This is a genomic window from Chitinophaga agrisoli (genome assembly GCF_008386695.1).
Taxonomy (GTDB): domain Bacteria; phylum Bacteroidota; class Bacteroidia; order Chitinophagales; family Chitinophagaceae; genus Chitinophaga; species Chitinophaga agrisoli.
On sequence record NZ_VUOC01000003.1, the window covers coordinates 885481 to 909270 of the forward strand.

Here is a 23790-nt window from a genome sequence, read left to right on the forward strand (position 1 = left end):
GAGAGGTGGAAGAGGCATAGGATAGCAAGTGTCGTGTGTTACTCAACAGTCACTGACTTCGCCAGGTTCCTGGGCTTGTCCACATCATACCCTTTCAGCACGCCAATATGATATGCCAGCAATTGTAAGGGTATTACGGAGATCATGGGCGCTACCAGCTCGTCTGCTTCCGGTACTTCGATCACATCATCGGCCATGCCGGGTATGATCTGGTCGCCTTCTGTAACAATGGCGATCACCTTGCCTTTACGGGCTTTTATCTCCTGTATATTGGAAACGATCTTTTCATAGTAGCTGTCGCGTGTGGCCACAAATACTACCGGCAGCTGCTCATCTACCAGGGCAATAGGGCCGTGTTTCATTTCTGCGGCGGGGTAGCCTTCTGCATGTATATAGGAGATCTCTTTCAGCTTCAGCGCCCCTTCCAGCGCTACGGGGAAGTTATAGCCACGGCCCAGGTAGAGGAAGTCGCGGGCGTTTTTGTACTTAGCGGCAATGGCCTTTACCTGCTCATTCAGTTCCAGGGCGGTCCCTACTTTTTCAGATACATCCTGCAATTCATCCAGCAGGTGCTGGAAACGTTGCTGGGTAATGGAGCCCTTGTCTGCAGCTATCTTTAAACCCATCAGGCATAATACCGCCAGCTGCGCGGTAAACGCTTTGGTGCTGGCTACGCCAATCTCCGGGCCGGCATGGGTATAAGCGCCGGCATGTGACAGGCGGGCAATGGAAGAGCCTACCACATTACATACGCCCAGGATAATAGCGCCCTGCTGTTTGGCGCTTTCCATGGCTACCAGGGTATCCGCCGTTTCGCCGGACTGGGATACGGCAATGATCACATCGCCCTCGCCCACTACGGGATTGCGGTAGCGGAACTCAGAAGCATATTCCACTTCTACCGGTATACGGCATAGTTCCTCTATCATGTATTCCGCTATCAGGCCGGCATGCCAGGAGGTGCCGCAGGCCACTATAATAATGCGCTTGGCTTTTGTCAGCACATCCATATGATCGCGTATACCACCCAGGGTAAGTTTACCGTTTTTAGCGTCCAGGCGGCCGCGCATACTGTCAAAAATGGTTTGCGGCTGCTCAAAGATCTCTTTGAGCATAAAGTGGTCATAACCGCCTTTTTCAATATTGGTAAGCTCTATATCCAGTTTCTGTATATAGGGCGTTTGCCTTTCGTTGGTGATGTTTTTGAGGATCAGCTCATCCGCTTTTACAATGGCAATTTCATAGTCATTCACATACACCACTTCTTTGGTGTATTCCACAATAGGAGAGGCGTCAGAGGCCAGGAAATGCTCTCCCTTGCCTACGCCTATTACCAGCGGACTGCCTTTGCGGGCAGCTATCAGCGTATCAGGATTGTCCTCATCCACAATAACGATCACATAAGCGCCTACTACTCTTTTCAGCGCTATACGCAGGGCTTCTTCTACAGAACATTGGTTGCTGTTGCGGATCTCCTCTATAAAGTGGATCAGCACCTCTGTATCCGTATCGCTTTGGAACACGTGCCCTTTCTTTAAAAGCTCCTGTTTAAGTTGTGCATAGTTTTCAATAATGCCATTGTGTATCATGGCCAGTTTTCCATCACCGGAAACGTGGGGGTGGGAGTTACGGTCGCAGGGTTCCCCGTGCGTGGCCCAACGGGTGTGGCCGATAGCGATCTGGCTTTGCATATCCTTGCCGGTAAGGTACTCCTCCAGGCCGGCCACTTTTCCCTGCTTCTTGTACACATGCAATCCATGGTTGATAATGGCTATGCCCGCGCTGTCATATCCACGGTACTCCAGGCGTTTCAGGCCTTTCAATACAACGGGATAGGCCGCTCGCTGCCCGATATAAGCTACTATTCCACACATTTTTGCTAAATTTTTTTAGGTATTAGCTTGCAATATGCATTATTAATTACGAATAATCAATTAGGAATTACGGTTGAGTAATGAAAAATCGTAATTCATAATTATTCGTGTTATGAACATTTCACAGACTGCCAGCGGTAATTTGTGATTATTTACTGAGCAGTGTAGTATCAAACAAATTTAATACCCTTTTGTATTCATCCGTCCAACTGGTGGGCGTGGTAAAACCATGGTCCTCTACCGGGTATACCGCCAGGTCCCAGTTATCCTTGCCCAGCTCTATCAGCCGTTGTGTAAGCCGTACAATATCCTGGAAATGCACATTCACATCTACCATACCGTGGCACATCAGCAGGCGGCCCTTGAGGCCATCCGCAAAATAGATGGGGGAGGAGCGGTGGTAGGCAAGGCTATCCGTATAAGGCTCATTCAGGATATTGCTGGTATAACCGTGATTATAATGCGCCCAGTCTGTAACGGAACGTAGGGCTGCCCCTGCGGCAAATACATCCGGGGTGGTGAACATGGCCATCAGGGTCATAAACCCACCATAGCTGCCACCATAGATACCTATACGCTTTTTATCGATCCCCAGTTTGGTCACCAGGTAATTAGCGCCATCCACCTCATCGTCCAGGTCTTTGCCGCCCATATGCCGGTAAATGCCGGTACGCCAGTCGCGCCCATAGCCTGCGCTGCCGCGGTAGTCCACATCCAGTACGGTATACCCTTTATCCGCCAGCAGGTTATGGAACATATATTCGCGGAAGTATTGGCTCCACCATTTATGCGCGTTCTGCAGGTAACCTGCGCCATGCACAAATACCACGGCGGCGCCGTTCTTTTTAGCGGTTGCCGGTTGGTAGAGGCGGGCGTATACGGTAGCGCCATCGCGGGCGGTGTAGGTGATCACCTCCGGATCACGCCAGGGATAAGCGCGGAACTCCGCAGACTGGGCCAGGTTGGTGACCTGTACCGGCTGCGCGCCGGGTTTATTGGCCAGCAGGTACAGTTCCCAGGGTTTGTTGGTATAGGAGTAACGGTAGGCTATCCATTGTTCGTCCGGGGAAATAGATACCTCATGCGCGCCCGGCAGCTGGGTAAGCTGTTCCTTATTACCGCCCGTAATGGCTATACGGTACAGCTGCTTTTCGCCGGGGGCCGTTTCGTTGGTCACTATGTAAAAATGCTGGCGGTCCTGTGCCAGCTGGGCTTCCTGCACTTCGTATTTACCGCTGGTAATAGCTTTTGTTTGCAGGGTAGTTACGTTGGTGCTGTACAGGTGGGAGTAACCGCTGGCTTCTGACTGGTACCAGCAGGTATTTTCATCTATCCAGCCCAGGTTGGAGCTGCCAGACCAGGCAATGCCGGGGCCTGCTATCCAGGCTTCGTCCCGCTGGCGGTTGAGCAGTTTTAGCTGGCCGGTAGCAGCATCCAGCAGCATGATCCAGCGGTCTTTATTATCATCAGAACGGATGTCTACAATGGCGTGTGTGCCTGCATCTGACCAATATGGGCCATGGATGGCAACCGGCCGGGGCCTGGGCGTTTTGGCCGGCGTGTTGGGCTTTGTATAGTCCTTCAGGTAATCCGGTTGATCCGTAATACCGGGAATATTGCTGGTTTTGATGGGCAGGATGGTATCGCGCCGGCGGTCATACACAAAGCTTTCAAATGAGCCCTGGGCGGCGCCTACTTTGGTACGGGTGGATAGTTCATCCGTAAAGCCGCTTTCCGTTACATAAGTGGGCACAATAGTGCTTTTTACGCCGGTAGGGCCGCGGTACAGCCGGTAGCTGATAAAACGGCCATCAGGGCTGATGCGGATGTTCTCATGGCTTTTATCGCCGGTATAAATAGCGCGTATTTTATCGCCTTCCTGTGATTTGCGGTATGCCTTGGCGCTGTCTTTTTGGGCCTTTGCGTCCCGCAGTACCTGCATTAGCTGCAGCTGTTCGCGTTGCAGCCATGTTTCCTGTTCGTTCAGGTCCGACGGTTTATCATCCGCAGCAGGAGCGCTGCCCTTCTGGAAATTGGTCAGCTGTTCCGTGCCGCCATCCGCCAGATCCCAGGCATACAGGTTCTGTTCCAGCTGGTAAACGATCTTTTTATCGCCAAAGCTGAACAAAGGGTTACTTTCGTAAATGGCAGTATGGGTAATACGGCGGGTATCGCCTGTTTTGATGGTCAGCAGGTAAATATCGCCGTTATAGCTATAGGTAATCAGGCTTCTGTCCTGGTTATAGCTGCCATCGGCCTGGGCATTGATGAGCGCCCGGTTGGCGGCCCTGGTTTTATAGGGAGCAGTGGTGGCTGTGGTGGCGGCATACAGGGAGTCATCCATCGCTTTATCCGGGTTCCAGTTAAAGTAGAAGGTTTGGCTGTCTGTGCCCCAGAATACATTACTGGGGGAGGTACCTATCCATTTGGCATCCTGCATGATCATATTTACAGTAAGAGGGCTGGCGGCCTGTTGGGCATAGGTTTGAGCGGCAGTTAAAAAAATAATGGTAGGGAGTAGCCATTTTATCATTGCAGTGCTTTATTTTGTTTAAAAGTATAAAAACAGGAAAGATAATCCTATGAAAGCGGGCGCCCTCAAAACCGCCCTGGTAAATGATTGAACGGATGAAGTATTACCCATTTATATTATTCCTGCTGTTCTCCTGCCAAACGGCTCCCGTGCGTCAGCCGGTGCCGTTAACGGAGGATAGCAGTTTCCTTACTGGTTCCTTTTTCCTGGTACGCCATGCGGAAAAGAATCCCGGCGCGGATTCTACCCTTACGCCGGAGGGCGAGGCGCGTGCACAAAAGCTCTATACCCTCTTAAAGGACTCCGGGTTGCAGAAAGTGTATTTTACGCCTTTTAAACGTACTGTGCAAACCGCTGATCCATTACTGGAACAATTGCACCTGGATACCGCCTATTATAGCCCGGATACCACCGGGGAATCGCTGATCTATACCATTACCCGCCATGAGGATTGGGGCAAACGCATTTTAATAGTAGGGCATAGCAATACGCTGCTGCCGCTGCTGCGCGCGTTAAAGGCCAAACCGCCGCTGGATTCCATAGGCGATAAGGACTATGATAACCTGTTCATTGTATACAAACACAGGGATTCCGTAAAACTAAGCTGGAAGAAATTCTAACAACAACCGCTTCGGTCATCATTCGTAATTAGTAATTGGTAATTACTCAGAGCAGTATGCCGCTCATAAACGCATAGGCCATGGTAAAATAGATCAGCAGGCCCGTTACATCCACCAGGGTGGCCACAAAAGGAGCGGAGGAAGTGGCCGGGTCAGCCCCCAGCCTTTTTAGCACCAGGGGCAGCATGGAGCCGGAAAGTGTGCCCCACAGCACTACGCCTACCAGGGAAAAGCCTACGGTAGTGCCTATCAGAAAAGTATGGTCGCCATAAGTATGGAAAAGGCTGTTCCAAAGTAATATACGGGTAAACCCAATAATGCCCAGTATACCGCCCAGCATAAGGCCGGACAGGATCTCGCGGCGCATGACCCGCCACCAGTCATCAAGGGATATTTCGCCCAGGGCCATGGCCTGTATAATAAGGGTAGACGCCTGGGAACCGCTGTTACCGCCGCTGGAGATGATCAGGGGCACAAATAGCGCCAGCACCACCGCTTTGGCAATCTCATCTTCAAAAAAGCCCATGGCGGTAGCGGTGAGCATTTCGCCAATAAATAACACTACCAGCCAGCCTACCCGCTTTTTCACCAGTTTCAGTAAGGGCATATCCAGATAGGGCTCATCCAATGCTTCGGTACCACCTATCTTCTGGATATCTTCTGTATGTTCTTCGTTGGCTATCCACAACATATCGTCAATGGTCACAATGCCCAGCAGGATGCCCTGGTCATCGATAACGGGCAGGGCTACGCGGTTCTCCACCCGGAAAACCTGGATGGCCTCTTCCTGTTCGTCAATGGTATGCAGGGCTACAAAACGGTCATCCATCAGGGTATGTACCAGGGTATCAGTGGCTACCAGCAGGAACTCCCGGATCCGGAAATCATCCAGCAGCTTGCCTTTTTCGTCTACCACATAGATCACGTCAATGGTCTCGCTATCCTTACCATGCTCGCGGATATAGTCCAGCACTTGTTTTACGCTCCACTCTTCCCGCACGGCTATATAGTCCGGCGTCATGATACGGCCTACGCTGGTTTCGGGGTATCCTAACAATGACAGGGTGATCTTACGTTCTTCCGGGGTTAGCAGGCGGATCAGCTCTTTCACCGCTTCGCTGTGCAGCTCTCCTAAAAAGGCGGCCCGGTCATCCGCCGGCAGTTCATTCAGCAGTTCCGCTACTTTGGCGGCAGAAAGGTTGCGGATCACCTCTTCCTGCAGGGGGAAGTCCAGGATCCTGAAGGCGGCCGCCGCCCGGCTAATGGACAGGTTATCAATGATAAGGTCAGCCTGTTCAGGATACTCATAAATGAGCTCTGCTATATCTGTAATAAGCTGATCATCCAGGTATATACGTAATTCCTGGTGATTCCGCTCATTGGCCAGCATGCTGAATTTTTCCAGTAAGGCTTCATTTTCCATAGACCTTCAACTCTCTCTGAACGAAAATAAACAATTAAGTGAATTAGTCGCTGCCATCGCTGTTAACTATTAGCAACAGGGCCCACGACTATTACAATATCTCTGCCACATGCTTGCGGATGTTCTCACAAATGGTATCCGTGGGCAGGTCATTGGCGTCTTTCCCAAACGGGTCTTCGATCTCTTCCGCAATTAATTCCAGGCTGGCCAGTACATAGAAAATGAACACCACCATAGGGATGATCAGGTAGCCTACGCTGAATACATAGCCAAAGGGCATGGTCATTACATAAAAAAAGATGAATTTCTTAAGGAATACGCTATACGAAAAGGGGATAGGCGTGTTTCTGATACGCTCGCAGCCCCCGCAGATATCCGTAAAGGACTGCAGCTCCTGGTTAATGGTGATAAGCTCGTCGCCGCTGATCTTTTGCTGCCGGTATAACGCATATATACGGCTTATCATGTGGGTAGCCAGCTGGTTGGGTATATGCTGCTGTTCGTTGATAACAAGGCTATCCACCGTTTCCAGCTCTCCGGCTATAAAGCCGTTCCGCAGATGGTTCTTCATGCTAAAGGCATAGTTGGGGATCATTTGCCGGAAATAAGCCAGGCTGGCGGCATCATCGGGGAATATGGCCCGCAGCTTCATGGCCAGGTTACGGCTGTTATTCACCAGCGAGCCCCATAACCGGCGGCCTTCCCACCAGCGGTCATAAGCCGTATTAGTACGGAACACCAGTAACAGGGAGATCACGAACCCTAGCAGGCTGTGCACGATAGACAGCTGCTGCAGCTCCTTATACCGCCGCAGGTTCCATACCTCCAGCTCCAGCAGGGCAATTGCCCCGGCGTAGATACTAAGCCCTATAAACATGGGGAACAGCTTCCGGACAGTGTCGGCCTTATGAAATCGGAATATAAAAGTAAACCACTCCTTTGGGTTGTAGTTGATCATTTAACAGTGCATTTACATAGTTATGGGCCGGAAAATATCCTTTTCCGGGCGCAAACCTAAAATTTTTACCGCTGATTTTGATAACTTGTTGCTTTACCTTTATTTTACGCTTCTTAAATTATATAGAGCGAGCGCTATGATCAAGCCGTACTTATTCGTCGAAAAAACAAAGAAAAAGGGCAGAGGTGTCTTTACCAAAGAAAGAATACCCGCCGGTACACTGATAGAAGTTTCGCCTGTGATCGTGTTATCATTTGATGATACCGCCAAGGCAGACAAGACCAAACTGCATAATTACCTTTTTCTGTGGGGGGTGCGGGAAACCCGTTCCTGTGTAGCCCTGGGCTTTTGCTCCATCTACAACCACTCCTATGACCCCAATTGTGAATACGAGATGGACTTTGATGCAGACACTATGAGCATCAAGACCCGCCGTGAGATCAAGAAGGGCGAAGAGTTAAGCATTAACTATAATGGCGATGTAACCGATACCTCGCCCGTATGGTTTGATGTGAAAAGACACTAATAAACAGCGGTTAGCTTTTAGCGGTTAGCAGGTGGCTGTAAACCAGTGGTATTAAACAACAAGCTATGGGGAAAGCCCGTAGTGCCAGCCTAAAGCAAACGTTCCGTTCATAGGTTGCAATGGCCGTTTGCACCAGCCAACGTAGGGAAATTATCCTTCTTGCCGGTCTTGATTGCCAGAATGATAATTTCCCTAAATTTGTATCTAAATATATAAGTACTTATATAATTTCATAGGTATCGGCGCCTGAACAGCCCACAGCTAAAGCTAACTGCTAACCGCTAAAAGCTTACCATCATGTCCTTTTACCCATCACTTGGTTTCCTGGTATTTGGCAGCCGCTTGCGGCGCTTAAGCGAGTACTTCCTGATGGAAGTGAACAAGGTCTATGAGCAGGCAGGTATCCCCTTTGAAGCCAGCTGGTTCCCGGTATTCTATGTGCTGTCGCAGCAACAACCCGTTCCCCTGATAGATATTGCAGATAAGCTGGAAGTATCGCATTCCGCGGTAAGCCAGCTGGTCACCGGCCTGCGTAAGAAAGACCTGGTAAATACCGCGCCATGTCCGGATGATGGGCGCCGGCAACTGGTGATGCTTACCAAAAAAGGAGAGGAGCTGCTGCAACAGGTGCAACCCATCTGGGTAGCCATTACCGCCGCTATGACCGGCGTAGCAGATGGCCATAAACAAAGCCGGCAACTGCTGGAAGGCATAGCCCAGGTAGAGCAGGCGGTACAGCGTATCCCGCTCTCTGCCCGCATTACAGAGGAACTGGCCAGGATCAAACAACCTATACAACCATAAACATTATAACATACACCAAAATGAGCGAAGCGTTCAGATATGGCATAGATCAGCTCACGGCAGGCCGTGCGCTGGATCTTGCCGCAGGCCGCCTCAAGGCGGTATTAACGCCGGAGGTAACGGCTAAAGTAACGGCCAGCTACCAGCATGTGCAGACCATTGTTAGCCAGCACACCGTGGTATACGGTATTAATACCGGCTTTGGCCCTTTATGCGATACCCGCATCTCAGAGGAGGATACCCGCGCCCTCCAGTACAACATTCTCCAAAGCCATAGTGTGGGCGTTGGCGATAGCATCCCGGAAGAGATAGCGCGCCTTATGCTCATTACCAAAGTACATGCGCTGGCGCAAGGGTATTCCGGCATAGCCCTGGCTACCCTGCAACGGATCATCTGGTTTATTGAGCAGCGTATCACCCCGCTGGTACCGGAAAAAGGCTCTGTGGGCGCTTCCGGTGATCTGGCGCCCTTGTCCCATCTCTTCCTGCCCCTTATAGGATTGGGTAAGGTATGGTATAAGGGAAGGATCGTATCCGGCGCAGAGGCGTTGCAACAGGAAGGGCTGGCCCCGGTAGTACTGGGCCCAAAGGAAGGCCTGGCCCTTATCAACGGCACCCAGTTCATACTGGCCTTTGCCGTAAAGGCATTACAGCGCATGCATAATGCCCTGGAAGCGGCAGATATCATTGGCGCCATGTCCCTGGAAGGGCTGATGGGTACCTCCAAACCGTTTGACCCACGCCTGCACGCCATCCGCCCTTATGCCGGCAACCAGCTGGTGGCGCACCGTTTAAAGGTTATGCTGGAAGGCTCAGAGATCATGGCCTCCCATGTGGATTGCGGCCGGGTACAGGACCCTTACTCCCTGCGCTGTATGCCCCAGGTGCATGGCGCTTCCCGTACCGCTTTCCAGCACCTGCTGCAGCTTACTACCATAGAGCTGAACGCCGTAACGGATAACCCGATCATATTCAGCGCAGAGGATACCATCAGCGGCGGCAACTTCCACGGGCAGCCTATGGCCTTACCGCTGGATTATGCTACGGTGGCGGCGGCAGAACTGGGCAATATATCAGACCGGCGCTGTTATATGATGATAGAAGGCCGTTATGGCCTGCCCCGTTTATTGATACAGGATGCCGGTCTTAACTCCGGTTTTATGATACCGCAATACACCACCGCAGCGCTGGTAACGGAGAATAAGACCCTATGCTTCCCTGCCAGCGCAGATAGTGTGCCCACCTCCCTGGGACAGGAAGACCATGTGTCCATGGGCTCCATTAGCGGCCGTAAGCTGAACCAGGTGATAGGCAACCTGGAATATATACTGGCTATTGAGCTGCTGTACGCCGCACAGGCGGTGGATTTCCGCCGGCCTTTAAAATCAGGCCCCATCCTGGAAGCCTGCCACGACTATGCCCGCCAGCAGGTAACCTTTGCGGCAAAGGACCGCGTATTTGCGGATGATATACAGGCCCTGCATAACATCATCACCGATCTGTCTTTTGTACAGGTAGCCAATGAAGCGGCTGCCCTTCATCAAATACCCTTAAACGGCATTCATCATGACCAGTTTGGACTTTATTAAAACATACGCGGCCCATCCGCATTATACAGCCCCCCGCGGTACGCAGCTGCATGCACGCAGCTGGCAAACGGAGGCCCCCCTGCGCATGCTGCTTAATAACCTGGACCAGGAAGTAGCAGAGAACCCGGATGAATTGGTGGTATATGGCGGTATAGGCCAGGCAGCGCGCAACCGCGAAGCATTACAGAAGATCATTGAGCTGCTGCTGCAGCTGGACGAAGAACATTCCCTGTTGATACAATCCGGTAAACCGGTAGGCATTGTGCGTACCCATGCACAGGCCCCACGGGTACTGCTGGCCAACAGTAACCTGGTGCCTAAATGGGCTACCTGGGAGCATTTTAACGAACTGCGGGCGCAAGGACTCATGATGTTTGGACAAATGACCGCCGGCAGCTGGATCTATATAGGCACCCAGGGCATACTGCAAGGCACCTACGAAACCTTTGTGGAATGCGGGCGCAAACATTTTAACGGCAGCCTCCAGGGCAAACTGCTGGTCACTGCCGGTTTAGGCGGTATGGGCGGTGCTCAGCCACTGGCGGCTACCATGGCCGGCGCTGTTTTCCTGGGCGCGGATATAGACCCGGCCCGTATCCGCAAACGGATAGACACCAGGTACATTGACCGTATGACAGATTCCTACGAAGAAGCCATACAATGGGCCATGGACGCCAAAGAAAAAGGAGAGGCACTGTCCATAGGCCTGGTAAGCGATGCCGGCGACCTGCTGGAGCGGCTTTTAAAGGACAATATCATCCCGGATATACTAACAGACCAAACCTCCGCACACGACCCCGTGAATGGTTATATACCCAATGGCCTTTCGCTGGAAGCGGCTGCCAGCCTGCGTAAAAGCAACCCGGCAGACTATGAGCAACGTTCGCTCAAAAGCATGGCCCGCCATGTGGGGTATATGCTGGCCCTGCAGGAAAAAGGCGCTATTACCTTTGACTACGGTAATAACCTGCGCGAGTTTGCCAAAGCCGGCGGCGAGGCCAATGCCTTTAACTTCCCTGGTTTTACGCCCGCTTATATACGGCCCCTGTTCTGCGAAGGCAAAGGCCCTTTCCGCTGGGTAGCCCTCTCTGGCGATCCGGAAGATATCTACACCACAGACCGCGCCTTAATGGAAGCCTTCCCGGAAAATGAAGCGTTGATCAACTGGCTGCAACAGGCGCAGCAAAAAGTTGCCTTCCAGGGTCTGCCAGCCCGTATCTGCTGGCTGGGCTTAGGCGAACGGGAAAAAGCAGGCCTTATCTTTAATGAGCTGGTACGTACCGGTAAAGTAAAAGCGCCCATTGTAATTGGGCGCGATCACCTGGACTGTGGCTCCGTAGCCTCTCCCAACCGGGAAACAGAAGCCATGAAAGATGGCTCAGACGCCGTGTCTGACTGGCCTTTGCTCAACCTCATGTCTAACACCGCCGGCGGCGCCACCTGGGTATCCTTCCACCATGGCGGTGGTGTAGGGATGGGCTATTCCCAGCATGCCGGTATGGTGGTACTGGCAGATGGTACGGACCGTGCAGCTGCCTGTCTTAAACGGGTACTCTTCAACGATCCGGCCATGGGCATTTTTCGCCATGCGGATGCAGGTTATGAGAAGGCGCAGGAATATGCAGAGAAATTTGACATCAGCCTTTAGCTATTAACGTTAGCTTTGAGCCTTTGACTGTATTTGTTCACATATAACCGCTAACAGCTAAAGCTCACCCATAAATCAACTAACTATGCTATTAATAGGCCCTTTCTCCCAGGTACTTCCCATGAGCGGCCTGCCGCTTAAAGGCCCGCTGCGGGATGAGCAGCTGCCGCTGCTGGAAAAGGCGGGTATATTGATAGATGGCGGTGTGATCAGTGCTATAGACAAGTTTGCAGACCTGCGCCGCCAGTACCCGCAATGCGAGGTACATTTTATTGATGAGCCCATGGTACTGCTGCCGGGTTTTATTGATTGCCATACGCATATCTGCTTTGATGGCAGCCGTAACCGTGACTACGCCATGCGCATTGCCGGTAAAAGCTACCTGGATATAGCCCGCGCCGGCGGCGGTATATGGGACTCCGTTACCAAAACGCGCAGCGCGGATGATATAACGCTGGCAGAAAATACCGTGGCCCGCGCCAACCGCCACCTGCTGGAAGGGGTTACCACCATTGAAGTAAAAAGCGGCTATGGCCTGGATGTAGTAAATGAGATAAAGATGCTGCAGGCCATACAAAGCGCATCCCTGCATACGCCGGCTACGCTGATCCCCACCTGCCTGGCGGCGCATATGCTGCCAAAAGATTTTAAAGGCACCGAGGTGGACTACCTGCATTGGATCATAGAAGAGCTACTGCCCGTAATAAAGGCAGAACAGCTGGCTACCCGGGTAGATGTTTTTATAGAAGAAACCGCCTTTACCCCGCAAACCGCCAGGGTATTCCTGGAAAAGGCCATGCGCCTTGGTTTTGCCGCTACCGTACATGCGGACCAGTTCAGCACCGGCGGCAGCGCGGTAGCCGCCGCGGTGGGCGCTTTATCCGCAGACCACCTGGAGGCCAGTACGGAAAAAGAGATCATCATGCTGGCCCAGTCCCGCACTACCGCCGTGGTATTACCCGGCGCATCCTTAGGCCTGGGCATGCCTTATGCCCCTGCCCGCAAGCTATTGGATGCAGGCGCCTCCCTGGCCATTGCCAGCGACTGGAACCCCGGTTCTGCCCCCATGGGCGATCTGCTGCTGCAGGCTGCCGTAATGGGCGCAGCTCAGAAATTATCTACCGCAGAAACCCTGGCGGCCCTTACCTTCCGTGCCGCACGCGCACTGCAATTGCAGCCTGGCGGCCAGCTGTTGCCGCAATCTGCCGCAGATATGCAGGCATATGCCTGCGCAGATTACCGGGATCTGTTATACTTTCAGGGTAAATTAAAACCTTCCAGGGTATGGAAGGCCGGTACACTTATTCAACAATAGCAAGGATATGACGATCGCAGGCAATTACTATCAGCCTACCGCAACAGACGTATGGACCGGCCGTATAGACGGCACGGAAGCAGATACTTTAAGATGGCATCAATGGATACGGTTAGTAAACCTGCAAGCGCCGCTGCCGCCGTTATTGAGGGGCCAGCAAGGCGTAGTACTGCTGGGTTTTGCCTGCGACGAAGGCGTACGCCGCAATAAAGGCCGTACCGGCGCCGCCCAGGGCCCCATGGCCCTGCGTAAGGCCTGTGCCGGTTTCCCCGCTCATTTTAATGAAGGTATACAGTTCCTGGATGGCGGGAATATTGTATGCACAGACAATAACCTGGAAGCTGCGCAAGACGCCCTCAGCGAGGCTGTACAGCACATTCTGGCGGCCGGTTACCTGCCCATTGTACTGGGCGGCGGGCACGAAATTACCTACGGGCACGCACGTGGTATCTATCGGCACCTGCAACAGCAGGGCGGCATGCCGCAGCTGGGCCTTATTAATTTTGATGCGCATTTTGACCTGCGAATCCCTGGCGATGATGGCCCCAACTCAGGTACCAGCTTCTGGCAGCTGGCGCAAGATTGCCTGCAACAAACGCATCCTTTCCGTTACCTGGCACTGGGTATACAGGCCCATAGCAATACCGCACAATTATTCCGCATAGCCGCAGAAACGGGCGTTATATACCTGCCTGCAGATGCTTTTCACAGCCAGGACCGTAATACCTTAAGAACCGCTATAAACGCTTGTTTAGAACAAGTGGAGCATATATATCTTACCATTGATCTGGATGTATTTGCCGCCCCTTTTGCGCCCGGCGTAAGCGCTACTGCCTTTAATGGTATTATGCCCGGTGGCGTGTTTATGGAATGTTTCCGTATCATTCTTCAGAGCGGCAAAGTAGCGGGTATAGACATTGCAGAATTAAATCCTGCGCTGGATATAGATAACCGCACGGCTAAACTGGGCGCTGCCCTGATGTTTGAAGTGGTAATGCGGCAAGCAAGATAATGGACTTATTTCTTCACGTGTATTGCTATTTCAGGACGGACTATGTCTGTCCGGAACCGGACATTTTTTGTATCAAAACCGGACAACTGCGCTAATAAAGATAATGCTAGCCCCCTGATTATCATTTGTATACCAAAGTGGCATTGTGTTCGCCGGGTAAGCCGGTATGGTTGGCAACTATCTTAAAACAGGTTTCAGGAGCCTGCGGCGTAACAGGGTCCATTTTTTTGTGAATAGTGCAGGGCTGCTGATAGGGTTCAGCGCTTTCCTGCTCATCTTCCTGGTGTTGACATACGAGCGTAGCTTTGATGGTTTTCATGCAAAAAAGGACCGCATTTACCGGGTAGTAAGGGAAGGCAAAAAAGGTGGCCATAGCGCTACGGCATCTTTTCCGTTAGCCAATTCCTTAAAGGCGGAGTTTCCACAGGTGGAAAGCGCAGCCTCCATCTATGGCGACCGTAATGTGCAGGTGATCATTCCCGGTCCTGGCGGCGAAACCTGGAGAAAATTCCGGGAGCCCCGGGGCGTTTTCTTTGCAGATCAGCAATTCTTTAACATATTCGACGGCCGCATTATTGCAGGAAACCCCGCCACGGCCATTGTTGAGCCCAATACGGCCCTGCTCACAAAGCGCATGGCCACCAAGTATTTTGGCGACTGGAAAGAGGCCATGGGAAAGGTACTTAAGGTGTATGACCTCCCTATTCGGATTACCGGCATCCTGGACGATCTACCTGTTAATACGGACTTCCCCCTTGGTGTTGTGATCTCCCATAAAACGGTAACGGCCTTGAATGTAGATATGCAGGATTGGGTAGAGCTCTGGACCGATAACTATTGCTTTGTACTGCTGCGGCCTGGTGCTATCGCATCGCGCTTCAATGAACAGCTGCCCGCCTTTTTATCCAGGCATGTATCTCCGGATAACGCGGATTACAATTTAATGCTGCAACCATTAGCAGATATCCATTTCGATAAACGTTTTGCTAATTTCAATCATCGCACTTTCAGTTATGAGCTCATTAAAGCCCTGAGCCTTATTGGTATATTTTTGCTTGTCATTGCCTGCGTTAATTTCATTAACCTGTCCACAGCCAATGCCGTTAGCCGCGCCAGGGAAGTAGGCGTGCGGAAAGTACTGGGCAGTAACCGCCAGCAGCTTCTCCTGCAGTTCTTTGGCGAAACAGGGCTCACGGCCCTTATGGCCATAATAGGCGCGCTCATGGTGGCCTTGTGCTGTATGCCTTTCTTAAACAGCATGCTGGAAAGTCACCTGTCGGCCGGTATGCTGTTTAGTCCGCGTGTTATCCAGTATGCGCTGGGCGCCTGGCTGGGCGTTACTTTGCTGGCAGGATCCTATCCCGCCCTGGTATTATCCGGCTTTAACCCGGTGAATGCGCTTAAAAGCAGGATGGCTGCAACAGCAGGTAAGGGCGTTTCCGTAAGACGGGGATTGGTAGTGCTGCAATTTGTAATTGCCCAGGTATTGATTATTGCCACACTGGTGGTTAGCTCGCAGCTGAATTATTTCAACAATGCCGATATGGGCTTCAATAAAGAGGCTGTTGTAAGTGCCGGCTTTCCCAGAGATAGCCTTAGCCAGGCAAAACTAAACATGTTCCGTAGCCTGTTGTTACAGCAGCCGGGCATCCAGGCTGTGAGTTTTAGTGCGTTTGCCCCGGTAGGGGAGGGTAGCTGGGCTACAGATCTTAAATTAAGCACCAATCATACCAGCAAGGCAGATCTCATTGTACACATGAAACCAGCGGATACCGGTTACTTTGATATGTATAAGCTGCAGTTGCTGGCCGGCCGTATCTATTCTCCTTCAGATACGGTAAAGGAATATATCGTTAATGAACGCCTGCTGAAGGTATTAAACCTGGGCACGCCGGACGAGGCCATCGGCAAAAACATTACCGTAAATGGCGACGCGTATACCTATCCTATTGTGGGTGTGGTGAAGGATTTTCATATGAGCTCCCTGCGGGATCCCCTGAGCGCAATTGTAATGACCACCTTAAAGCGGACTTATCGCACGGCCAATATTAAGATAACGCCGGGTAAAACGAGGGAAGCCTTGGCATCCATGGCCGCTGCCTGGAACAAGGTATTTCCCGACTATGTGTTTGAATACCGCTTCATTGATCAAACAGTAGCGGATTATTACAAGCAGGAAAATCAGCTGGCCCGGCTCTTTAGGATATTTGCGGGCCTGGCCATCTTTATATCCTGCCTGGGTTTGTATGGGCTGGTATCCTTTATGGCTGCACGGCGCAAAAAGGAGATTGGCATCCGCAAGGTATTGGGCGCGCCCGTAAGCAGCATCCTCCTGCTGCTATCGAGGGAATTTACCGTGCTGATAGCTGTTGCCTTCCTGTTGGCAGCCCCGCTGGCCTGGTATTTTATGCAGGACTGGCTGGAGCAGTATACTTTCCGCATCTCCCTGGGTATCGGGTTCTTTATCACCACCCTTTTATTTTGCATTGGTATTGCCTGGCTTACGGTGGGGCATGCCACTATTAAGGTCGCTGTGGCCAACCCTGTGAAGAGCCTGCGTACAGAGTAGGCAACACTTTTATATCGTTACATCGGGCTTTTGTTGTATCCAGGCCTTGCACCGCTGCAGCTCTTGCCGTGTATCTGCTGCTATACGTTTTAATAACTCATCTGTGCCGGCAGGCACAGTCATCCCTTCGCTGCGTAGCAAACGCATATGCTGGCGTATCACCTGTTGCAGCGCCAGCAGGTCATGCCAGGCGCCCAGGCAGGAGCCGGCTTCGTCCGTAAAACGCAGCATTTCTTCCAGGCCTTTGGAGGTGTCAAATAGCGGCTGCAGGATAGATAGCTGATAGTGCAGGCGTTTTACCTCCTTACGCAGGTCATGCCATTTTTCCGCAGGCCCCCGGCCCAGAGGCAATGAGATAGCAGCGTATTGCTGTTGCAGGTAAGCGCCCGCATCCTTTGCACCGGTAGCTTTTACATCCTTTTTTTGTAGCTGTTTGGGTAATGTCTTTACAAAGGCAAGCGGGAAGGCGTCTGCAATGGCCCGCGCCTGTTGCGCCGCCAGCTGGGCATGGTTTTTCTGCAGCAGATGGAAAGGGGCATAACGGCGGCCGTTTCCGGTGTATTGTAACAGGCTCTCTTCCTGTAGCTGCAGATCACGTAGCGCCCCGGCGGCCTGTTGTAATACCTTTAGTAAACGGATATACTTTTTGCCTTTAAATGCCTTGTTGCTCAGCTGCCTGGCCAGATCAAGGCATGCCCTGGTCTTTTTGATGGTTACCCTTAGCTTATGTACGTCCTTTTTATGGGACTTTTCGCCAATAACAGGCGCCAGGTCCATAATGGTAGCACACTGGTCCTGCAGGTATGCATGTAAAGTTTCCCACATCATAGCCATATAATTAAAGTTAACATATATTTGTTACCTAATCTTAAATCCCAAGGATCATGAAATTCATCCCCAAGCTGTCCGCTGCCCTCCTGGTAGCAATGATGGCGAGCAATGCAAATGCACAGAAACTTAAGTTAACAGAAGGCGACCTTTCCGCGTTAAAGGGACAAACAGAATTGAACAGCGAATTCACTTATGACGGTTTAAGAGTGGGTAAGTTCGACAAAGAGGACGACTACATCCACAAAAAGACCGAAGAGTACAACGGCAAAGAAGCCGGCCGTGGCGATACCTGGGCCAAAGCCTGGAAAGACGACCGCGAAGCGCGCTACGAGCCTAAATTCTCTGAACTGTTCAACGAGTATGCCGGCCTTAAAATGAATCACAACAAAAGCGCCAAATACACGCTGATCTTTAAGACCAGTTTTATTGAGCCTGGTTATAACGTAGGCGTTTGGCGTAAAAACGCATCTATGGATGGGGAGGTATGGATCGTGGAAACAGCCAATCCTTCCAAACCAGTAGCCAAGATCTCTGTTGAAAAGGCCCAGGGCCGCGTTTTTGGCGGTTTCGACTTTGATACCGGCGTACGTATCGCAGAAGCGTATGCAGATGCCGGGAAAGCGCTGGGTAAATTCGTGAAGGGAAAGATAGACTAAGTATAGTCGCGATATAAGTAAAAAGGGGCTGCAACACACAGCCCCTTTTTTATTAAAACACAATCGTCTTATTACCGTGGATGATCACCCGGTCTTCCACATGTGCCTTTACCGCCCGGGTAAGCACCTGCCGTTCAATATCACGCCCCAGCATCACCAGGTCATCTACCGCATGTTTATGGCTAACGCGGGCCACGTCCTGCTCAATAATAGGTCCCTCATCCAGATCATTGGTTACATAATGCGCCGTAGCGCCTATCAGTTTTACGCCCCTGGTATAGGCGTTCAGATAAGGCCTGGCGCCGGCAAAAGCAGGTAAAAAGGAATGGTGGATGTTGATGATCCTGCCGGGGAAATGGCTCACAAATGCGGGCGACAGTATCTGCATATAACGCGCCAGTACGATGAAATCAACGTTTTGTTCCTGCAGGATCTTAATGGCTTCCTGTTCCTGTTGGGCTTTATTCTCCGCATTTACCGGCAGGCAAAGGAAAGGGATCTCAAAATCTGCCGCCAGCTTCTGCAGGTGATCATGGTTAGAGAGCACTAAAGGGATATCTACATCCAGCTCGCCACTACGCCAGCGCCACAGCAGTTCCGTGATACAATGGTCATATTTGGATACCATAATGGCCATGCGTTTGCGACGGTCTGTATAATCAATATGCCAGTCCATTTGCCGCGGTAAGGCTACTTTTTCGCGAAAATCCGCTTCCAGCTGCTCCCGGCTCATACCGGTATTTTCCAGGTGAAACACCATGCGCATAAAGAATAATCCTTCCCTTGGATCAGTACTGTGCTGGCTTGCATCCAGGATATTAGCGCCGTGGGAGAAAAGGAATTGTGAAACGCCGGCCACTATGCCGGGACGGTCAGGACAACAGATCAACAGCCTGCCGGTAATATCGGTATATGGATGCATGTACGCAGCTTTAAGGGTCTTTAAAAATAATGCTTTTTACTATTTTCGCCGCAGGAAACCGGGCATGATATATTTTTCACAGGAGAGCATACAATGCGAAATTCCATCAACCCGTAAATAACTTACGGCTGAAACCGGCATAACATTTTTCACAGAAAGGTAATGTTAGCGCAGATTCTACCAACCATAAAAAATCAGATATTAAAGGATGAAAAAAATAGGGCTCATGTCAGATACGCATAGTTACCTGCATCCGCAGGTATTCAAACACTTTGAACAGGTGGATGAGATCTGGCATGCCGGGGATATAGGCAATACTGGCCTGGCAGACGAACTGGAGGCCTTTAAGCCCTTCCGCGCCGTATATGGTAATATTGATGGCGCGGATGTCCGTGTCCGTTACCCGGAAAACCTGCATTTTGAGCTGGAAGGCGTGGGCGTGCTGATGACCCATATTGGCGGTTATCCCGGCAAATATGCCCCGGGCGTAAAGGAGATGCTGCTTAAACAACCTGTTAAACTCTTTATCTGCGGCCACTCCCATATCCTGAAGGTAATGCCGGATCCTAAACTGCAGTTATTACACATTAACCCGGGCGCCTGCGGACAGCAAGGCTGGCATAAAGTAAAGACCCTGGTCCGTTTCGAGTTGGAAGCCGGCAGTATTCAAAAGCTGGAAGTCATAGAGCTCGTCAAATAATTGACCGTACAATATAGATCGTTCAGCGGCTTATAAGGCAGCCCTATCGTTAACTGTTTAACAACGATTGTCAGAAAATATATCTTGCAACAACCTACCTGTTACACTATGCGCCTGTGGATGATCATATTGGTGGCCATTTTATGGATACCTGCGGCCGTAGCGGCGCAGGAACAAACTGCGCCCCGGAAACCCTTCAACTGGCTGCGGACAACAAACGATTCCGCTTACATTGATGACTATACCCGTGATATCACTTTCCGCCTCTATGGCTCCCGCAAATACACTACTTTCGATATTGTAGATACCAAACGGGATAAGGAGATCCTGTACCGGCCTAATGATAACTTCAACATAGGTTTTGGCGCCAACTACAAGTTCCTGGGCATTAATATTGGGTTTAACCTGCCCTTTATTAACAAAGATGACGAAGTGTATGGCCGCACCCGGTACCTGGATCTGCAAACCCACCTATACCTGCGTAAACTGGTAGTGGATTTTTACTGGCAGTATTACCGGGGTTATTATATAGCCGCCAGTGATAATGGCTTATTATCTACCGCTGGTATTAATACAGAAGAAGGCAAACCCCTGATGATCCGCCCGGATCTTCACACCCGTAACTATGGGCTAAGCATGCTGTATGTTTTCAACGATGAGCGCTTCTCTTACCGTGCGGCTTATCTGCAGAACGATTACCAGAAAAAAAGCGCAGGTTCCCTGATACTGGGCGGCGAGATCTTCAGCACCAAGATAGATGGAGACTCCTCCCTGATACCCACCAGCCTGGAAGAACCGGATTTTTTTGAGGGCAAACGCTACGATCGCTCCGGCATTATCAGCGTGGCCGCCACGGCAGGGTATGCGTACACGTTCGTATACAAACGGCATTTGTTCCTTACCCTCTCACTTTCCGGAGGGTTAGGGGTGAATGTGACCAAATTATTTATGATGGATGGCAGCCGCTCCCGGGAGGGAGGCTGGCAGCTGAATAACACTGTTCGCGCTTCTATTGGCTATAATTCTAACCGCTATTTTGCAGGTATTCACTATGTAAATGTGGTCACCCGCAGCGAAACGCCGGTGGCTAATACCTACCAGACCTTTGGCACCGGTAACTTCCGTATTAGCCTGGTAAGGAGGTTTGCCTTGAAGAAATCGCTGTTTTAGAATGATACTATTTTACCTGTTTTTAGAAAGGGCTTAGGTTCGGTTTAGGTTCGGTTTAGGTTCGCTTAACGTTCGAACAACGGGTTTTGTTAATATACTATCAGTAAATAGAAAAGCACTGGCGTTTTACACCAGTGCTTTTTTATTTATCAGCTATTAAGTTCCTTATGCCTTTGCGAACTCAGAGCGGATCACGTTCAGTGCGCCACCCGCTTTGAACCACTCGATCTGTTGTTCATTGTAGGTGTGGTTAACGGTGATCTCGTCCTGGCTGCCGTCTTTATGGTTCAGCACCACGGTCAGCGTTGTGTTGGGAGCAAAGCTGGTCAGGCCGTTGATATCGAAGGTATCATCTTCCTGCACTTTCTCATAATCTTCCTTATTGGCAAAAGTAAGCGCCAGCATACCTTGCTTTTTCAGGTTGGTTTCGTGGATACGTGCAAAAGATTTAACCAGGATAGCCCTAACGCCCAGGTGACGGGGTTCCATAGCTGCGTGCTCACGGCTGGAGCCTTCGCCATAGTTCTCATCACCTACTACTACCGCGCCAATGTTGGCGGCTTTGTAAGCGCGCTGGGTGGCCGGTACCGGACCGTATTCGCCGGTCAGCTGGTTCTTTACAGTATCGGTTTTATCGTTGAACGCATTTACAGCGCCAATCAGCATGTTGTTGGAGATATTATCCAGGTGACCGCGGTATTTTAACCAGGGGCCAGCCATGGAAATATGGTCCGTAGTACACTTGCCTTTTGCTTTGATCAGCAGTTTCAGGCCTTTCAGGTCTATGCCTTCCCATGCAGCAAACGGCGCCAGTAACTGTAAGCGGTCGCTGGTGGGAGATACGATCACCTGTACGCCTTTACCGTCTGCAGCAGGCGCCTGGTAACCGGCGTCTTCTACGGCAAAGCCTTTGGAAGGCAGTTCAAAACCGGTAGGCTCGTCCAGCATAACTTCCTTACCGTCTTTGGTCTTCAGTTTGTCTGTGAGCGGGTTAAAAGTAAGGTCGCCCGCAATGGCCAGCGCCGTTACAATTTCCGGAGATGCTACGAATGCGTGGGTAGATGCCAGGCCATCATTACGTTTCGCAAAGTTGCGGTTAAACGAAGTGATGATGGAGTTCTTACGGTTAGGATCGTCTATATGACGGGCCCATTGACCAATACAGGGACCGCAGGCATTTGCCAGCACTACGCCGCCTATCTGGTTAAAGGTAGCCAGCAGGCCATCCCTTTCAATGGTATAACGTACCAGCTCAGAACCGGGGGTGATGGTGAATTCAGACTTCACATCCAGGTTCTTGTCTATGGCTTGTTTAGCCAGGGAGGCAGAGCGGGTGATATCTTCGTAGGAAGAGTTGGTGCAGGAGCCTATCAGGGCAACTTCCAGCTTCTCAGGCCAGTTGTTTTCCTTTACAGCCTGTGCAAATTTAGAGATAGGCCATGCCAGATCCGGGGTGAAGGGGCCGTTTACATAAGGCTCCAGCTCGTTCAGGTCTATTTCAATTACCTGGTCATAGTATTTGGAAGGATCAGCGTATACCTCAGCATCCGGGCGCAGGTGTTCTTTAACGCCATCTGCCAGGGCAGCTACTTCGGTACGGCCGGTCACTTTCAGGTAGCCTGCCATCTTCTCGTCATAAGCAAATACGGAACAGGTAGCGCCTATTTCCGCACCCATGTTACAGATAGTGCCTTTGCCGGTAGCGCTCAGGCTGTCAGCGCCTTCGCCAAAGTATTCAACAATAGCGCCGGTACCGCCTTTTACGGTCAGGATACCTGCTACCTTCAGGATCACGTCCTTGGCAGAGGTCCAGCCGCTCATTTTACCGGTCAGCTTTACGCCTATCAGCTTGGGCATCTTCAGTTCCCAGGCCAGGCCGGCCATTACGTCTACTGCATCGGCGCCGCCTACGCCTATGGCCAGCATACCTAAACCGCCGGCATTGGGCGTGTGAGAATCCGTACCTATCATCATACCACCGGGGAATGCATAGTTTTCCAGCACTACCTGGTGAATGATGCCGGCGCCGGCTTTCCAGAAGCCAATGCCATATTTATTGGAAATAGAGGAAAGGAATTCGTAAACTTCTTTGTTGGTGTCCAGGGCTGTGGCAAGATCCTGCTGAGCGCCGGTCTTGGCCTGTATAAGGTGATCACAGTGTACTGTAGAGGGAACCGCTACTTTATCACGCCCGCACGTCATAAACTGTAACAAGGCCATCTGAGCGGTTGCATCCTGCATGGCTACACGATCCGGTGCAAATTCCACGTAGGATTTTCCTCTTTCATACGGCGTAGTAGCAGGTGCGTACAGGTGGGCGTATAAAATCTTTTCTGCCAAAGTGAGCGGGCGACCTAACATCTTACGGGTAGCTTCCACTTTACCCGGCAGTGCCGCATACACTTGTTTAATCATTTCAATATCAAACACCATGAGAAATAAATTATTTAAGAGCGGTTAAAAATTGCACCGCGAAATTAACTAAAATCGGGAAGTTTTTAAAATAAGTCCGGTACCTTGGCACGATTATTTATTGCCGCCTGTTGCCCAAAAAAGATATGTAACCCACTATCTTTCAGTAACTAACAGGTATTGCCGTCCTTGGCCCCCACTGGGCCGCTTGGTTTTCACACCGGATTT

General features: G+C 51.1%; 18 protein-coding genes. 11 read left to right on the forward strand and 7 right to left on the reverse strand.

All coding sequences use genetic code 11. From position 1 onward, the window contains the following. Positions 1–38: 38 nt before the first annotated feature. Positions 39–1874: a glutamine--fructose-6-phosphate transaminase (isomerizing) gene (gene glmS / locus F0L74_RS18995; protein WP_149839452.1), complete on the reverse strand. Its 1836-nt coding sequence runs from the start codon at positions 1872–1874 to the stop codon at positions 39–41. 148 nt (positions 1875–2022) lie between these two features. Continuing rightward, entirely contained in the window at positions 2023–4407 is a 2385-nt protein-coding gene (locus tag F0L74_RS19000; protein ID WP_149839453.1) for a S9 family peptidase, read from the reverse strand. Positions 4408–4502: 95 nt separating this feature from the next. On the opposite strand from F0L74_RS19000, the gene F0L74_RS19005 reads away from it, so the two are divergent. Further along, positions 4503–5027, forward strand: a complete 525-nt coding sequence (locus F0L74_RS19005; RefSeq protein WP_188316064.1) for a histidine phosphatase family protein — start codon at positions 4503–4505, stop codon at positions 5025–5027. A 46-nt stretch (positions 5028–5073) separates the two neighbouring features. Here F0L74_RS19005 and mgtE read toward each other — a convergent pair whose 3' ends face one another. Next, a complete protein-coding gene (mgtE, locus tag F0L74_RS19010) occupies positions 5074–6450 on the reverse strand; it encodes a magnesium transporter (protein WP_149839455.1) in 1377 nt (458 codons plus the stop codon). 91 nt (positions 6451–6541) lie between these two features. Then, complete coding sequence (locus F0L74_RS19015; RefSeq protein ID WP_149839456.1) at positions 6542–7408, reverse strand: bestrophin family protein; 867 nt, start codon at positions 7406–7408, stop codon at positions 6542–6544. Between the two features lie 136 nt (positions 7409–7544). Here F0L74_RS19015 and F0L74_RS19020 point away from each other — a divergent pair, with 136 nt between their 5' ends. The 7 genes from F0L74_RS19020 (at position 7545) to F0L74_RS19050 (ending at position 16871) form a co-directional block, all read left to right on the forward strand. Continuing rightward, positions 7545–7934, forward strand: coding sequence for an SET domain-containing protein (locus F0L74_RS19020; RefSeq protein ID WP_149839457.1), 390 nt, complete (start codon positions 7545–7547; stop codon positions 7932–7934). Between the two features lie 297 nt (positions 7935–8231). Then, complete coding sequence (locus F0L74_RS19025; protein WP_149839458.1) at positions 8232–8738, forward strand: MarR family winged helix-turn-helix transcriptional regulator; 507 nt, start codon at positions 8232–8234, stop codon at positions 8736–8738. A 20-nt stretch (positions 8739–8758) separates the two neighbouring features. Next, positions 8759–10327 carry a histidine ammonia-lyase gene (gene hutH / locus F0L74_RS19030; protein WP_149839459.1) on the forward strand — a complete coding sequence of 523 codons (1569 nt, stop codon included), beginning with the start codon at positions 8759–8761 and terminating at the stop codon, positions 10325–10327. Beyond that, entirely contained in the window at positions 10305–11975 is a 1671-nt protein-coding gene (gene hutU / locus F0L74_RS19035; protein ID WP_149839460.1) for a urocanate hydratase, read from the forward strand. Before hutH ends, hutU begins: the two co-directional genes overlap by 23 nt. A gap of 85 nt (positions 11976–12060) precedes the next feature. Beyond that, positions 12061–13290 (forward strand): imidazolonepropionase, encoded by a 1230-nt coding sequence (hutI, locus tag F0L74_RS19040; RefSeq protein WP_149839461.1) that lies wholly within the window; start codon positions 12061–12063, stop codon positions 13288–13290. A gap of 7 nt (positions 13291–13297) precedes the next feature. Then, on the forward strand, positions 13298–14302 hold the full coding sequence (gene hutG, locus F0L74_RS19045; protein WP_149839462.1) for a formimidoylglutamase: 1005 nt from the start codon (positions 13298–13300) through the stop codon (positions 14300–14302). Positions 14303–14531: 229 nt separating this feature from the next. Next, entirely contained in the window at positions 14532–16871 is a 2340-nt protein-coding gene (locus tag F0L74_RS19050) for an ABC transporter permease (protein ID WP_213087015.1), read from the forward strand. 9 nt (positions 16872–16880) lie between these two features. Here F0L74_RS19050 and F0L74_RS19055 read toward each other — a convergent pair whose 3' ends face one another. Further along, a complete protein-coding gene (locus tag F0L74_RS19055; RefSeq protein WP_188316065.1) occupies positions 16881–17699 on the reverse strand; it encodes a CHAD domain-containing protein in 819 nt (272 codons plus the stop codon). A 56-nt stretch (positions 17700–17755) separates the two neighbouring features. Here F0L74_RS19055 and F0L74_RS19060 point away from each other — a divergent pair, with 56 nt between their 5' ends. Continuing rightward, positions 17756–18358 (forward strand): hypothetical protein, encoded by a 603-nt coding sequence (locus F0L74_RS19060; RefSeq protein ID WP_149839465.1) that lies wholly within the window; start codon positions 17756–17758, stop codon positions 18356–18358. Between the two features lie 52 nt (positions 18359–18410). Here F0L74_RS19060 and purU read toward each other — a convergent pair whose 3' ends face one another. Continuing rightward, entirely contained in the window at positions 18411–19280 is an 870-nt protein-coding gene (purU, locus tag F0L74_RS19065; protein ID WP_149839466.1) for a formyltetrahydrofolate deformylase, read from the reverse strand. A gap of 226 nt (positions 19281–19506) precedes the next feature. Here purU and F0L74_RS19070 point away from each other — a divergent pair, with 226 nt between their 5' ends. Continuing rightward, positions 19507–19980 carry a metallophosphoesterase family protein gene (locus F0L74_RS19070; protein WP_262714238.1) on the forward strand — a complete coding sequence of 158 codons (474 nt, stop codon included), beginning with the start codon at positions 19507–19509 and terminating at the stop codon, positions 19978–19980. 84 nt (positions 19981–20064) lie between these two features. Further along, positions 20065–21150: a DUF4421 domain-containing protein gene (locus F0L74_RS19075; RefSeq protein WP_149839468.1), complete on the forward strand. Its 1086-nt coding sequence runs from the start codon at positions 20065–20067 to the stop codon at positions 21148–21150. A 165-nt stretch (positions 21151–21315) separates the two neighbouring features. Here the strand turns inward: F0L74_RS19075 and F0L74_RS19080 are convergent, their stop codons facing one another. Further along, on the reverse strand, positions 21316–23583 hold the full coding sequence (locus tag F0L74_RS19080; RefSeq protein ID WP_149839469.1) for an aconitate hydratase: 2268 nt from the start codon (positions 23581–23583) through the stop codon (positions 21316–21318). Positions 23584–23790 lie beyond the last annotated feature (207 nt).